Genomic DNA, 14,595 nt, shown 5'->3' with positions numbered 1-14,595 from the left:
AACATGACCGAAGGGCGTCCCGCGCACATCCTGATCGTCGAGGATGAACCCAAGCTCGCCGCCGTGCTCGAAGCGTATTTGCAACTCGATGGTTTCGCGACCACGATCCTCGATGACGGCCATCAGGTGATGCCGTTCATTCGCTCGACGCCGCCGGCGCTCATGCTGCTCGACCTCATGCTGCCCGGGCGCAACGGCATGGATATCTGCCGCGAGCTACGGCAGTTTTCCGCCTTGCCGGTGATCATTCTGACGGCGCGCATTGACGAGATCGACCGTCTGCTGGGTCTCGAGATCGGTGCCGACGATTACGTCTGCAAACCGTTCAGCCCACGCGAAGTGGTGGCGCGCGTCAAGGCGATCCTGCGCCGGGCCACGCCTGCCGCTGCAATTGCGAGCGCGGACGGCTTGTCTCAAGGGCCTCAGGCACCTCAAGCGCCTCAGGGTCTCGAAGTCGACGAGCAATTTCATCTTGCCTTACTCGACGGCAAGGAGCTCAAACTCACGCCGCTCGAGTTACGGCTTCTTGCGCTGCTGATGAAATCGCCGGGGCGTATTTTTTCGCGCGACTACCTGCTGAGTCATCTCTACGCGGACCACCGGGTGGTCACCGACCGCACCATCGACAGCCACATCAAGAACCTGCGCCGCAAGCTGCAGGGCGCGCGGCCGGACAGCGAACCGATCGCCTCCGTGTACGGCGTGGGCTACCGTCTGGAAATCTGACCGACAGGACCGGGCGCCTCAATAAAGTCCTCACCGGGCGCTCGCCACGATCGCACTCAACTCGCCGGCCCCGCCGCCGTTGCGTCAGGCGGCGGGCTCCATTGTGCGAATTCCTCGCTCAGAAAGTCGACACACACCCGCACTTTCGCCGACTGAGCGAGCCGCGCCGGGTACACCGCCCACAGGTTCGCGGGTTGCGTGACCTCGGGAAGAATCTGCTGCAACTGGCCGCTGTCGAGCAACGGCCGCACGTCCCACATCGAACGCAGCACGATCCCACGCCCGGCCAGCGCCCATTGCACCGCCACCTCGCCGTGATTGGTCGACAACGGTCCCGTGACCTTGATCGACACCGCCTCGCCGCGCACCGTCAAGCGCCACAGACCAAAGGGATGGTCGCGCTCCTTGATCGCGAGGCACGCGTGCGAGGACAGATCGGCGACTTGCCGCGGCGTGCCGTGCCGCGCGAGATAGCCGGGCGACGCGCACAGCACGCGGTAGTTGGACGCGAGCCGTCTGGCAATCAGATGTGGGGCGATCTCGTCGCCGATGCGGATATCGAGGTCGAAACCTTCGCCGCCCACGTCGACGAGACGGTCGAACAGATCGAGCCGCACGCTCAACTGCGGATAGCGCTCGGAGAACCGGGCCAGCGCGGGCGCCACAAAACGGCGGCCAAAGCCGAAACTGCTGGAAATGCGCAGCTTGCCGCCGGGAATTCGCCGTGTGGTGGAGACGTCTTCGACCAGCTGGTCGACGTCGTCGAGAATCTTTTCCGCCCACGTGTAGACGCGTTCACCGGCCTCGGTAATCGCCACCCGCCGGGTGGAGCGATGCAATAAACGCGTACCGAGCGTAGTCTCGAGCACGTTGATGCGTTTGCTGACGTACGCCGGAGAGACGGCGAGCGCCTCCGCCGCCGCGCTGAAACTCGATTTGCGCGCCACTTCGCAAAACACGCGTAAATCGCCGAGATCGGGTGACGAGGCTGCAGGGACGCCATTCATAGGTCGCTGGTTTGTACACGATTCGTGCACAGTGGCTTAACTAAAGCAATCATTTTAAGCGTAAACAGCAGGAATAAAATAACCGCTATCGAAACATCAAACGTCCCAATGGAGGAGCACCAACATGACGAAAACCTATCGGATCGCGGTCATACCCGGCGACGGCATCGGCGTCGAAGTGATGCCGGAAGCCATTCGCGTGCTGGACACGGTGAAAAAGCGCTTCGGCATCGAACTGGAATATCAGCACATCGAGTGGGCAAGCTGCGATTACTACGCCAGGCACGGCAAGATGATGCCGGACGACTGGAAAGCCCAATTGCAATCCGCCGACGCGATTCTGTTCGGTGCGGTCGGCTGGCCCGACACCGTGCCCGACCACATCTCGCTGTGGGGCTCGCTTCTGAAGTTCCGGCGCGAATTCGACCAGTACATCAACCTGCGCCCTGCGCGCCTCTTCGCCGGCGTGCCCTCGCCACTCGCGGGCCGCAAGGCGGGCGACATCGATTTCTGGATCGTGCGCGAAAACACCGAGGGCGAATATTCGTCGGTAGGCGGCGTGATGTTCGAAGGCACCGAGCGTGAGTTCGTGCTGCAGGAATCCGTGTTCACGCGGCACGGCAGCGAGCGCGTGCTGAAGTTCGCGTTCGATCTCGCGCAACGGCGCGAACGCAAGAAGATCACCGTGGCGACCAAGAGCAACGGCATTGCGATCAGCATGCCGTGGTGGGACAAATGCGCGGCCGGCATCGCCGCGCAGTATCCGGATGTGGCGTGGGACAAGCAGCACATCGACATTCTCTGCGCGCGCTTCGTGCTGAACCCGGACCGCTTCGACGTGGTGGTCGCCACCAATCTGTTCGGCGACATCCTCTCCGATCTCGGTCCTGCCTGCACGGGCACGATCGGCCTTGCGCCCTCGGCCAACCTGAATCCGGACCGCAAGTTTCCGTCGCTGTTCGAACCGGTGCACGGTTCGGCGCCCGACATCGCCGGCAAGAACATCGCCAATCCGATTGCCATGATCTGGTCGGCCGCGATGATGCTCGACTTCCTCGGCAATCACGACGGCAAGGAACGCGAAGCGCACGACGCGATTCTCGCCGCGATCGAAGCAACGCTTATCGAGGGTCCGCATACCGGCGACCTCGGCGGCAAGGCGAACACCACGGAAGTCGGCCAGGCTATCGCGGCTAAACTCGCCTGAGCCTGCCCCCCACCCTTTGCGAGGACCGTTTCGAATGAGCACGCAAGCCTATCCCATCGAAGTCGAATTTCCCGATATTTCGGTTCACGAACAATCGTCGTCGGGCATCGCCTACGTTCACACGTTCGACTCGGGTGAGCCGGGACCCCATGTGATGATCAACGCACTCACGCACGGCAACGAAGTGTGCGGGGCGATCGTCGTCGACGAACTGCTGCGCCGCGCGTTCAGGCCGCGCCGTGGACGCCTCACGCTCGCCTTTGCGAACGTCGCCGCCTACCAGCGCTTCGATCCCGCCAGGCCCGACGCGGCCCGTTTCGTCGATCAGGACTTCAATCGCGTATGGACCGCCGCGATGCTCGACGATACGTCGCGCACGTCGAGCGAACTGGCCCGCGCCCGAGAAATTCGCCCGGTGATCGACACGGTCGACGCACTGCTCGATCTGCATTCGATGCATGAAAAATGCAAGCCGCTGATCGTGGCGGGCCCGTTGGAGAAAGGGATTGACCTCGCGGTGCGTCTCGGCACGCCCGCCACGGTGATCTGTGACGAAGGCCATCCCGAAGGCCGCCGCATGCGCGATTACGAAGGCTTCGGCACGGCGGATAGCGCGAAGAACGCGTTGCTGATCGAATGCGGCCAGCACTGGGAACGCAGCGCGGTCGCGGTGGCGCGCGACACGACCGCGCGCTTCCTGCTGCTGGCCGGCGTGATCGACGAAGCCGATCTGCCGGACGGTTGGCTCGCACCGCTGCCGGCTGCCCAGCACATCGTCCGCGTAACGCAGCCGGTGGTGGCGACCAGTATGGATTTCCGTTTCGCGGCGCCCTATACCGGCCTGGAGATCTTTCCGGATGCCGGCGCGGTGATCGGCTGGTCGAACGGCGAAGCGGTGCTCACGCCTTACGACAATTGCATGCTGGTCATGCCGTCGCTGCGGCAGTTGCGCCCGGGAGTCACGGTGGTACGGCTCGGCAAGATCGAACGAACCGTGCCGAACGCCGAAGCCAATGCCAACACACAGGGCCGATGAGTCGGCTCACGCACATTCAAAAGGTAACGTGACAATGAAGGTACAAAGCATCAAGCAAAGCGTGAATCTGCAGAATCTCGAAGACTGGGGTACGGCAGGACTACCCGGTACGACGCCGCTTCAGGTGTCGGGCGTGCAGCGCGTCATCAAGGGCAGCGAATCCATCGACACCGGTATTTTCGAGTGCACGCCCGGCACGTATCGCCGCGCGATCAAACAGGCCGAGGTCATGCATTTCCTCGCGGGGCGTGGCCGTTTCACGCCCGATAACGAAGAGACCGTTCATTTCGAAAGCGGCGACACGCTCTTTTTCGAAGCCAACACAGAGGGGCTTTGGGAAGTCGAGGAAACCATGCGAAAGGTCTACGTGATCTTTTGAGCCGCGCCTGAAGGACTGCCGCGAGCGCCGCTCCCAGGCGCTCGTCGCCCCGCGCCCATCACTCCCCCTGCGCGCCTTGCGTCGCGTATTCATCGCTGTTCATCGCTGTTTCCGTTACCCCCTCGCCGCTTGCCCGTTGCGGCTCTCCAACCGCTCCGCCCGATTGGATGTGCATCTGCACCATAGTCCATAGTCGGGTAATCCCGCGTTGTCCCTCTTTGTCAAACTGCTACAGTGCCGTCAGTTCGTATCATGAATCACAGTTCTATATACGAACATATGGCGATGCGAATTCGACCGTGCCGAACAACGGCGTGCAGCCGCGCGTGTCAACCGTGACCAACCGCTATCAGACGGCGCAGTATCTGCAAGTCAATCTGTCCGGGTACCATGCACTGTCGAAACGCACCGGCCTCTACGCGCTGCAGGCGTTCCAGCGCACCAACGGCAACACGCCCGGCGCGGCGGGTTCGTGCTACATCATCACGGCCACCGTAACCATCGGCGACGGCTTCCAGAGCGCGGTCGTCGTCGCGCAGTCAGTTCGCCGCCGGCGTAGACATCGTGCACCGCCTCTATCCGGCGTACGATCGTAAAAGAAAAGAAGGCTTGCCGTCGCGGCAAGCCTTTGCGCATTCCGCAGTCAGGAGACCAACATGAGCCGCAGCACCGCCGTGAACGTTCAAACGTTTATCAACGACCATCCCTTCTCGCCGTTCCAGTGGCTCATCTTTTTCATGTGTTTCGTCATCGTCCTGCTGGACGGTTTTGACACGGCCGCGATCGGCTTCATTGCTCCATCGTTGATCGCCGAATGGGGCATCACAAGGCCGGCGCTCGCGCCGGTGCTCAGCGCGGCGCTGTTCGGCCTCGCGTGCGGCGCGCTCGTCTCAGGGCCGCTGTCCGACCGGCTCGGCCGGCGCTCGATGCTGCTCGGCTCGGTGTTGCTGTTCGGCGTGAGCTGCTTCGCTTCGGCGTTCTCGAACAGCATCGAACACCTGACGATCCTGCGCTTCATCACCGGCGTCGGCCTCGGCGCGGCCATGCCGAACGCGGTAACGATGATGGGCGAGTACTGCCCGGACCGCCGCCGCGCGACCGTGATCAATCTGATGTTCTGCGGGTTTCCGCTGGGCGCGGCCTTCGGCGGTTTTCTCGCTGCGTGGATGATTCCGCACTTCGGCTGGCGCAGCGTGCTGCTGCTCGGCGGTATCGCCCCGCTGCTGCTGCTGATCCTGCTGGTACTGAAGATGCCGGAATCGGTCCGCTACATGGTGGCCAACAGCCAGCCGGTCGAGCGAATCCGTGCGGCACTCGCGCGTATTTCGAGCGAAGCGGCGCAGGCCGGCAGCTTCGTCATGACGGAAACCGCGCCGCAAACCGGCGGCAAAGGCATGGGCGTGGTGCTTTCGCGTTCGTACATCGTCGGCTCGGTGATGTTGTGGATCGCCTATTTCATGGGCCTCGTGATCTTCTACGCGTCGATCAACTGGATGCCGATTCTGCTGAAGGACGCCGGGCTCACGCCGCAACGCGCGACGCTGATTTCCGCGCTGTTCCCGCTCGGTGGCGTGGGCGCCGTGCTGTGCGGCGTGCTGATGGACCGCTTCAACGCGAACCGTATCATCGCGGCCTGCTACGCGCTGACCGCCGTGAGCGTGTACTTTATCGGCCAGGCAGTCGGCAATGTCGGCGCGCTGGTGTTCATCGTCTTCGTGGCCGGCGTGTTGATGAATACCGCGCAATCGTCGATGCCGGCGCTTGCCGCCGCGTTTTACCCGACCCAGGGCCGCGGCACGGGTGTGGCGTGGATGCTGGGGATCGGCCGCTTCGGCGGGATCGCGGGATCGTTCCTCGTGGCTGAACTGACACGCCGCCATTTCACGTTTGGCGGCATCTTCGCGATGGTCGCGGTGGCGGGTCTGATTTCGTGCGTGGCCTTGCTGATCAAGCAGGCGGCACGGCCGCATGTGGCGGTGGAAACCGGCGCGAAGGCCGAGTCGTTCGGGCATTGAAGAGGAAGCGGGGGGAGCGGCGGCGCATGTGAAAAAACGTTACACCCCACTTCCCGATACACTACGCCGTTATTTGACTCGTTCGGTTGCCGCGATGGTGCAACACCATCGCTTTGGCGCCGTCGCCCATTTAACGTCAGGATTCTGGTAATGAAACGCGTAGTGGTATCGGCCGTGCTCGCACTGTGCCTCGTTCAGCCCGCAGTTGAAGCGGTTGCGCAAACAGTCAGCGATCAGTGTTTTGCAATCGGCGATATCGCCGGCCAGGTCGCGTCGTGGCGCGCGCATAAGAAGACTAAAGCACAAGCACTCGATCAAGCGGCAAAGTACTACAAGAACGAAGCCGACCGGCAAGCGGTCTTCGGCATCATCGAGAAGATCTACAGCCCCGGCGCGCCGCGCATGACGCCCGATCAAGCCAGCATGGCGTTCACTTCCGACTGCGCGAAACAGAACAAAGCGCAGGCACCCTCACAGTAAGCAGTGCCTGCTGTTCGACAATCCCACCTTCCCGCCACTTACCCGCTCAAACCGGTGGAAATGCGACGGGCTAAGCGTTTTTCCACGCACAGACCTCACCGGTCTTCAACTGCGACTGTCCCAGCACGAACGTCGCGTTGACCGGTGCGGGCGCCCGCACCAGCTCAGGGCCGAAGTTGAATGCGAAGGTCAGATCGTCACGCCGGCGAAGGCGCAAACCGTCAGGCAGCCGTTGTGTCCCGATGCCCGCATCCTTCGCGGCCTGCTGCACAACCGCGCGATGCAGTGCATGCGACAACCACCCCGCCACGTAGCGGACCCTACCGTGGGTGAGAATCGCCGGCCACGTGTCGTCGAATTGCGCGTCGACGGTCGTCTCGCCATTGGCGCGCACGTGCTCGCGCCAATGCAGCGCGACGCCTTGCGTGTCGCCGATCGAAAGCGCCGGCGTCAGCGTCGGGCGTAGCGTCTCGACTTCGAGCACCTGCATCGGCAAAACGCGTTGCAATGCGCCTGGCGGCAAGCTCGATGGAATGGCAAACGTTGTAGTCTTCGAGCCGCTCCTCGGACCAAACACCCATTGCGCTGAACTCCTTTCAATCTGATCGACCAATGCGTCGTCGATCACCGCGATGCTCGGCACCACTACCAGACGATACGCCGACAAATCAGCCTTGCTCGATACGATATCCACGTCGAGGCCAAGCTCACGCAGCGCCTCGTAGTAGTCGAACACCAGCGTCTGATAGTCGAAGGTCTTGCCGTGACGCTGAATCTCGAACATCCACTGCGTCTCGTAGTCGAACACGATCGCGGTGGCCGCGCGCGCCGGCGCGCCGAGTCCGGAGAGCGCCGCGGACGCAGCAATCTCACGCGCCGCCTGTTGCACTTCGAGGCCGCCCGGCGACAATTCGTTATTCGGCAGATTGAGGCCGGAATGCATCTGTTCCTGCGCATACGGACACTGGCGCCAGCGGAAATACGACACCAGCTCCGCGCCATGCGCGAACGCCTCGTAAGCCCACAGCCTGACCATGCCCTTCGCCGGCACCGGATTCCATGGCGCCCAATTGACCGGTCCGGCCTGTTGCTCCATCACCCAGAAGCGGCCGGCGCCGATCGCACGATAACGGTCATGATCGAACGCGGAGACGTCCGGGTGCGCGGTGCGTGCGTAACGTGCTTTCTGCTCATCAGGCAACGCGATCGACTCGGTGCGCGCAATCGGATAGCTGTCCCACGCAGCCACGTCGAGCGCGCGGTCTTCGGCAAAGCGGTAATGATCGAAGGTCGTGAAAAAACCCATGAAGTTATGCAGCAGATCCACCTCGGGCGCATGCTCACGCAGCACGTCGATCTGCTCGCGATGGAAGCTCGCCACCTCGTCCGACATGAAGCGGCGGAAATCGAGCAGATGAATCGGATTGGCGTCGGTGGGCGTGAGCATAGGCAACCCGATCGCCTCGAACGAGGAGTACTCCATGCTCCAGAACACGTTACCCCACGCATCGTTCAACGCTTCGACACGCTCGTAACGATGCTTTAGCCACGTCTGAAAACGCGTCAGTGCAGTGCGCGAATAGCTCGGCACGGTCTCGTGGCAGCCAAGTTCGTTATCGGTCTGCCACGCAACGACAGACGGATGCCGGCCATAACGCTTCGCCATTGCCGCGACGATGCGCACGCACTCGCGCCGATATGTTTCGCTGGAAATATCGTAGTGGCGACGCGAGCCGAAATTCCAGCGCACGCCGTCCGCACGCACCGGCAACACGTCCGGGTACGCGTCGATCAGCCACTTCGGCGGCGACGCGGTGGGCGTACCCAGCACGAGCTTCAACCCCGCAGCAGCCAGCGTTGCAACGGCTTCGTCGAGCCATGCCCACTCGAACTCGCCGGCGCGCGGCTCCATGCGGCTCCACGCGAATTCGGCGATCCGCACATGCGTGATGCCGAGATCCACCATACGTTTTGCGTCGTCGGCCCACATCGAACGCGGCCATTGTTCCGGGTAATAGCAAACACCAAGTTGCATGAGAAAGTCTCTTTAATAAATGACCGCAAACGGACAGTCCGATCAGCCCTTGCTTGCACCAAAAGTCAGGCCGGCGACGAAATGCTTCTGCATCAGGAAGAACATCAGCACGGAGGGCAACGCGGCGAGTACCGAACCGGCGGCAACGAGATTCCATGCCGTCGTCCATTGGCCTTTGAGCGCGGCCACGCCCACGGTAATCGGCGCGGCCTCGTCGCCTTGCGTGAGGCACAGCGCCCAGAAGTAGTCGTTCCAGACAAACGTGAAGACGAGAATGCCGAGCGCGGCGAGCGCGGGCCGGATCAGCGGCAGCACGATGCGCCAATAGATCGTCCATTCGCCGGCCCCTTCCACGCGCGCCGCCTCGATCATCTCGAACGGCAACTGCTTGATGAAGTTGCGCAGAAATAGCGTGCAAAACCCGGTCTGAAACGACACATGAAAGATCACCAGCGCCCACACGCTATTGAAGAGCCCCACTTTCAACGCCATGTCGCGCACCGGGATCATCAGAATCTGGATCGGTACGAAATTGCCCGCCACGAACGCGAACAGCACGGCGGTATTGCCCGGGAAGCGGTAGGTCGCGAGCGCAAACCCCGCCATCGAGGCCAGCACGATCGCGCCGATCACCGACGGCACCGTGATCAGTACACTATTGGCGAAGTAGTGCAGCATCGGCGTTTGCGTGAGCGCCGTGCCGTAGTTTTCGATCAGCGCGAAATGCCTGGGCCAGCCCCAATAGTCGCCTTGCGACAACTCGTCCGACGAGCGAATCGACGTGACGAGCACGGCCAGCATCGGCAGCAGCCAGATCAGCAGCGCGAGCGGCAACGAGACTTTGTACAACGCGCGATTGAGCGGTTTCCAGCGTTCGACGGGAAGCGGATACATGACACGTGACTCCTGGAAATCAGTGTTCTTCGCGCAGCATGCGGCGCAGATGGAACACGATGTAGACGAGCATGATGGCGAACAGCACGACGGCAATCGCCGCGGAATAGCCTTCGCGGTAGTACTTGATCGCCTGGTCGTACATGTAATAGGCGAGCACGGTAGAGCTATCGAACGGGCCGCCACCGCTCATCACCGCGATCAGGTCGAAACTGCGCAGCGCACCGATCACAGTGAGCACGACGGCCATGAACGTGGCGGGCCGCAGTTGCGGGAGAATCACGTGCCATAGCAGGCGCACGCCTTTCGCACCCTCCATGCGCGCCGCCTCGACCACCTCCGGATTGATGCCGGTCAGCCCGGTCAGGTAGAGCACCATGCAGAACGGCGTCTGCGGCCAGAGCGCCGCGAAGATGATGCCGAAGGTGACGGTATGCGGATCGCCGAGCACAGGAATGCCATGGCCCACAATCAGGCGCAGCAAGCCGAACGCGGGGTCGTAGAACCAGCTGAACACGAGGCCCACCACCACGCCCGAGAGCACGAATGGCGCGAAAAACAGCGACTTCACGACCCGCATGCCACGGATATGCTGGTTCAGATAGAGCGCGAACAGCAACCCGAGCGGCGGCGCCAGCAGAAACAGCGCGAGCCAGATCAGGTTGTTCTGAAGCGCCGTATAGAAGGTGTCCGCATGGAACAGTTCGATGTAATTATCGAAGCCTGCGAACGTCTTCGGCGTCATGCCGTCCCAGTTGTAAAAGCTGAGCGAAATACTGCTGATGATCGGATAGATCACGCACAGGCAAAACAACGCACATCCCGGCAACAGGAAGAAAAGCGCCGCGCGATGCTGATGACGGCGCGTCGTAGAGACGTGCCGGCGCCGCGCCGCGGGTAGGCGGCGCGCTGTGGAATGAGACATGATCGGGCCCGGTCGAAAATCGAAGGAGATCGAGAGCGAGCGCCAGCGGTTGCTGCTCCGCTGGCGCTCCGTGGCTTACTTCTTGTAGATACGCTTGCGGGTCGCTTCGAGGCGGACCAGCATGGCGTCGAGTTGCGACGGATCGTTGTAGAACTGCTGCATCGCCTTCATACCTTCGTCGGCCATTTCCTTCTGCATGTCGCGATCGTAGAACTGGGCGATGCCGCCCTTCGTGTTGGCAAGGGTCTGGAAGCCGACCTTCGAGATGTCATCTTCCGGTTCCGCCGCCTGACTGTTGGACGGCAACGTCCCCCAACCCTTCGCGAGATCGGCGTTGATCTGCGGCTGTTCCATGAAGGCCAGCAGTCTGCGGGCATCGGCCTTGTTCTTCGCCTTCGCTGGAATCAGCAGCACGTTGACCGGACCGTCTTCGGCCATCGGCACGTTCGCGTCGATCACAGGGAAACGGAAGAAACCGGTCTGCGGTTTGACCGATGCCGGAATGCTCGCCGAGAAGAACGTGCCCATCAGCATCATCGAGGCCTTGCCGTTCACGAGAAACGGTGCAATCGCATCGAGGTCGTAGGAGAGCGCGTTGTCGATGAAGTAGTGATCGTCGATCAGCGTTTTCCACGCGGTGTAGACCTTTTTAACGCGTGCATCGGTGTAGGGAATCTCGCCGGCCATCAACTGCTGATGGAATGCGTTGCCGTTGATGCGCAAGTCCAGATAGTCGAACCACGCGGCAAGCGTCCAGCTATCGCGCGCGGCAACGGCGATCGGTGCAACGCCGCTTGCCTTGAGTTTTCTGCAGGCGTCGAGAAATTCATCCCACGTTTTCGGTTCGCCTTTGATGCCGGCCTTCTCGAACAGGTCCTTGCGGTAGAAGAAACCGTACGCGTCGTAACCGAGCGGCGCGGCGTACTGCTTGCCCTTATACGTCGAGGCGTCCTTCACCGACGCATACTGCTGCGACCAGCCGTTCTTGCTCCAGTCCGACGACAGGTCTTCCAGCAGGTTGCGTTGCGCGTAATACGCCATGCGCTCGCCGTCATGCCATGACACGACATCAGGCGGATCGGTGGCGAGCCAGCCGCCCATCTGCACCTTGTACGCTTCCTCGCTGACGTAGGTCACCTTGAGGTCGACGTCGGGATTGGCTTGTCTGAACTTGTCGAACGCGTCCTGCCATGTAGAGCGCTGATTGCCGCGCGCCGATACGTTGACGGTCAGCGTGGCCGCATCGGCCGCGGTGGCGCAGAGTGTGCCGGCAACCAGAGCGGCTGCAATCGACGCGTATGCCAGACGGCGAAGGCGAAGAGAAATCATCTTATGTCTCCTTGACTACCTTGTTGGCTGACAGCGAGCCGCTGCCAGACGATGTACCCGCTCTGTGGCGGAATAGGGGTTTCCGGTCAGGCGGCAACGCGCTCGGGTTCGAACGTGCTGCGTCGCAATGCAACGCCTTCGGCATCGAACAGATGACACGCGGAAGGCGGCACATGGATGCAGATGCGCTCGCCCGAACCAATCGGCGTATCGCCCGCGGCCTTGGCGATCAGCGTGCCGCCCGCGTGATCCGCGTGAATGTAGCTGTGCTCGCCGAGCCGTTCCGATAGCGCCGTGACGCACTGAATGGATTGCGCGTCGCCGGCGAGCCGCAGATGTTCCGGGCGCACGCCGAGCGTGACGGTCTGGCCGCGCTGAAGACGCTCACCATCGACATGCGCGATCAGCCGCTCGCCGCTTTTCGTCAGCGTGACCGCCACCTTGCCCGCTTCGATCGAATCGACCAAGGCGTCGATGAAGTTCATGCGCGGCGAACCGATGAAGCCCGCCACAAAGCGCGACTTCGGATGGTGATACAACTCGAGCGGCGCGCCGGTCTGCGCAATGCTGCCGAAGCGCTCCGCGTCCGCGCCTGCATGCAGCAGCACGATTCTGTCGGCCAACGTCATCGCTTCGACCTGATCGTGGGTCACATAGACCACGCTCGCGTTCGCGAAGCGTTGGTGCAGACGGGCGATTTCGACACGCGTCTGGCCGCGCAAGGCGGCGTCGAGATTCGACAGCGGCTCGTCGAACAGGAACACGCCAGGTTCGCGCACGATCGCCCGGCCAATCGCAACACGCTGCCGCTGTCCGCCCGAGAGCGCTTTCGGATAACGATCCAGAAAGGTGTCCAGTTGCAGAATGCGCGCGGCTTCACGCACCTTCCGCTCGATGACGTCCTTGGGTTGTTTCGCGAGTTTCAGGCCGAACGCCATGTTGTCGAACACGGTCATGTGCGGAAACAGCGCGTAGCTCTGGAACACCATCGCGACGCCGCGCGCGGCAGCGGGCACGTCGTTCACGAGGCGCCCGCCGATATGCAACTCGCCTTCGCTCAGGTCTTCGAGGCCGGCGATCATTCTCAGCAAGGTCGACTTGCCGCAACCCGAAGGCCCAAGAAACACGCAGAACTCATGCTGCGCGATCTCGAGATTCACGCGCCGGATCACCGGCGAATGGTCACCGTACGACTTCTGCACATTCGTAAGACGAATCGTAGCCATGCTGCCGCCCCCTTGATTTAACCGCTTAAATTTCCAGGAAAAATAAACGGCCGGCTCTTGTGCAGCAGGCATTTAATCGCTTAAATTCGATCTCGGGGAAAAAACTCATGGTAGGTGTCTCCTGTCGATTAGAGTTTGCGTTTCGGCGCCTTACTCCGATCTCACGTAGGGCGCTGTGTTTTGCAGAAACTTATCAACGTCGCCAGTCGCTTGCAACATTTGAATTGCATTCCCTGAATATGGGATAAACAGAACATGGTCACCCTTTCCGAAGTAGCAAAACGTGCACACGTCACTGCCGCCACCGTTTCCAACGTGCTGCGCAACCGTGAGAAGGTCCGCCCGGAGACAGCCGAACGCGTGCTCAAGGCGATCGCCGAGCTCGGCTACCGCCCCAATCTGAACGCGCGCGCGCTGGCGGAGGGCCACTCGTCGACCTTGGCCTTAATGTTGTCGAACATCTCAAACCCGTTCTACCCCGAGTTCGTGCTGGCCGCCGAGCGGGCGGCGCGCAAAGCGGGATACTTCCTGATGGTTTGCAATACTGACGATGATGCGGAGGTCGGCCGTGCGTATCTGAACCAGATCGCCGGCACACTCGCGGACGGCGTGCTCGTGATGAACACGGACATCAAGTTCAACGAATTGTGTGCGTCGGCCACGCACAGCGCGCCGATCTTGCTGGCGATGTGGGAACACCCTGAGGCGCCGCCCGCGCTGCCCTGCATCGCCGTGGATTTTGGCCATGCGGGCGCGCTGGCCGCGCGGCATCTGCTCGAACTGGGTCATCGCGAGATCGGTCTTCTGATCGGCGATGGGTGCGGCGGCTTGCAGGATGCACGCTCCAACGGATTTCGCGCGGTGGTGCACGAGGCAGGGATCGAAACAGACGCTGCCGCGGTGCTGCAGATCCGCGACTCGATCGACGCCGGCTACGCGGCGTGCATGCAGTTGATGGCGAATCGCCCACACCTCACCGCGATTTTCGCGACCAACGATCTGCTCGCGATCGGCGCGGCCCAGGCGTTGATCACGCTTGGCCGGTCGGTGCCGAACGACGTGTCGGTGATCGGCATTACTGATATTCAGCTGGCGCATCAGGTGCATCCCGCGCTGACCACCGTGGCGATCCAGACGGCGGCGGTCGCGGAGTTGTCGATCGAGAGTCTGATCCGTTTGATCCAGACGCCTGACCAGCAACCGCCGATGGTGCTTGCGCCGCTGCCGCAACTCATCGTGCGGGCCTCGACGGGGCCGCGGCGCATAAGCTGACGCGGCGCGCCAACCGCGCCCGCGCACTCAAGCCCAACAGATCTGCTATCTCGTGCCGGGCGCA

At 62.1% G+C, this 14,595-nt stretch carries 13 protein-coding genes and 1 pseudogene; 8 read left to right on the top strand and 6 right to left on the bottom strand.

Annotation, left to right across the window (positions count from 1 at the left end):
• Positions 1 to 3: 3 nt before the first annotated feature.
• On the top strand, positions 4 to 726 hold the full coding sequence (locus BCY88_RS09090) for a response regulator (protein ID WP_120343929.1): 723 nt from the start codon (positions 4 to 6) through the stop codon (positions 724 to 726).
• 56 nt (positions 727 to 782) lie between these two features.
• On the opposite strand, the gene BCY88_RS09085 is transcribed toward BCY88_RS09090, so the two are convergent.
• Positions 783 to 1,733 (bottom strand): LysR substrate-binding domain-containing protein, encoded by a 951-nt coding sequence (locus BCY88_RS09085; protein WP_120343928.1) that lies wholly within the window; start codon positions 1,731 to 1,733, stop codon positions 783 to 785.
• A gap of 124 nt (positions 1,734 to 1,857) precedes the next feature.
• Between BCY88_RS09085 and BCY88_RS09080 the strand changes: the two genes are divergently transcribed.
• The 6 genes and pseudogenes from BCY88_RS09080 to BCY88_RS09055 all read left to right on the top strand — a co-directional run bounded on the left by BCY88_RS09080 (position 1,858) and on the right by BCY88_RS09055 (position 6,850).
• Positions 1,858 to 2,940 (top strand): tartrate dehydrogenase, encoded by a 1,083-nt coding sequence (locus tag BCY88_RS09080; RefSeq protein ID WP_120343927.1) that lies wholly within the window; start codon positions 1,858 to 1,860, stop codon positions 2,938 to 2,940.
• A 34-nt stretch (positions 2,941 to 2,974) separates the two neighbouring features.
• Positions 2,975 to 3,976, top strand: coding sequence for a M14 family metallopeptidase (locus tag BCY88_RS09075; RefSeq protein ID WP_120343926.1), 1,002 nt, complete (start codon positions 2,975 to 2,977; stop codon positions 3,974 to 3,976).
• 34 nt (positions 3,977 to 4,010) lie between these two features.
• A complete protein-coding gene (locus BCY88_RS09070) occupies positions 4,011 to 4,355 on the top strand; it encodes a cupin domain-containing protein (protein WP_120343925.1) in 345 nt (114 codons plus the stop codon).
• A 353-nt stretch (positions 4,356 to 4,708) separates the two neighbouring features.
• A pseudogene (locus BCY88_RS09065) lies at positions 4,709 to 4,928 on the top strand (porin); the annotation flags it as partial.
• Between the two features lie 83 nt (positions 4,929 to 5,011).
• The gene (locus BCY88_RS09060) at positions 5,012 to 6,370 is read left to right on the top strand and encodes an MFS transporter (protein ID WP_120343924.1); all 1,359 of its coding nucleotides are present in this window, start codon (positions 5,012 to 5,014) and stop codon (positions 6,368 to 6,370) included.
• A gap of 150 nt (positions 6,371 to 6,520) precedes the next feature.
• On the top strand, positions 6,521 to 6,850 hold the full coding sequence (locus BCY88_RS09055) for a hypothetical protein (protein ID WP_120343923.1): 330 nt from the start codon (positions 6,521 to 6,523) through the stop codon (positions 6,848 to 6,850).
• Between the two features lie 70 nt (positions 6,851 to 6,920).
• Here the strand turns inward: BCY88_RS09055 and BCY88_RS09050 are convergent, their stop codons facing one another.
• From BCY88_RS09050 to BCY88_RS09030, 5 genes are all read right to left on the bottom strand, one after another.
• Positions 6,921 to 8,885 carry a beta-galactosidase gene (locus BCY88_RS09050; RefSeq protein ID WP_120343922.1) on the bottom strand — a complete coding sequence of 655 codons (1,965 nt, stop codon included), beginning with the start codon at positions 8,883 to 8,885 and terminating at the stop codon, positions 6,921 to 6,923.
• A 42-nt stretch (positions 8,886 to 8,927) separates the two neighbouring features.
• Positions 8,928 to 9,779, bottom strand: a complete 852-nt coding sequence (locus BCY88_RS09045) for a carbohydrate ABC transporter permease (protein WP_120343921.1) — start codon at positions 9,777 to 9,779, stop codon at positions 8,928 to 8,930.
• Between the two features lie 19 nt (positions 9,780 to 9,798).
• Entirely contained in the window at positions 9,799 to 10,704 is a 906-nt protein-coding gene (locus tag BCY88_RS09040) for a carbohydrate ABC transporter permease (RefSeq protein ID WP_120343920.1), read from the bottom strand.
• 75 nt (positions 10,705 to 10,779) lie between these two features.
• On the bottom strand, positions 10,780 to 12,030 hold the full coding sequence (locus BCY88_RS09035; protein ID WP_183081324.1) for an ABC transporter substrate-binding protein: 1,251 nt from the start codon (positions 12,028 to 12,030) through the stop codon (positions 10,780 to 10,782).
• 89 nt (positions 12,031 to 12,119) lie between these two features.
• Entirely contained in the window at positions 12,120 to 13,259 is a 1,140-nt protein-coding gene (locus BCY88_RS09030; RefSeq protein WP_120343918.1) for an ABC transporter ATP-binding protein, read from the bottom strand.
• A 255-nt stretch (positions 13,260 to 13,514) separates the two neighbouring features.
• On the opposite strand from BCY88_RS09030, the gene BCY88_RS09025 reads away from it, so the two are divergent.
• Positions 13,515 to 14,531 carry a LacI family DNA-binding transcriptional regulator gene (locus BCY88_RS09025; RefSeq protein WP_120343917.1) on the top strand — a complete coding sequence of 339 codons (1,017 nt, stop codon included), beginning with the start codon at positions 13,515 to 13,517 and terminating at the stop codon, positions 14,529 to 14,531.
• Positions 14,532 to 14,595: the final 64 nt, after the last annotated feature.

It is taken from the genome of Paraburkholderia fungorum, from assembly GCF_003610895.1.
GTDB lineage: Bacteria > Pseudomonadota > Gammaproteobacteria > Burkholderiales > Burkholderiaceae > Paraburkholderia > Paraburkholderia fungorum_B.
This window is presented reverse-complemented; position numbering and strand designations above follow the sequence as displayed.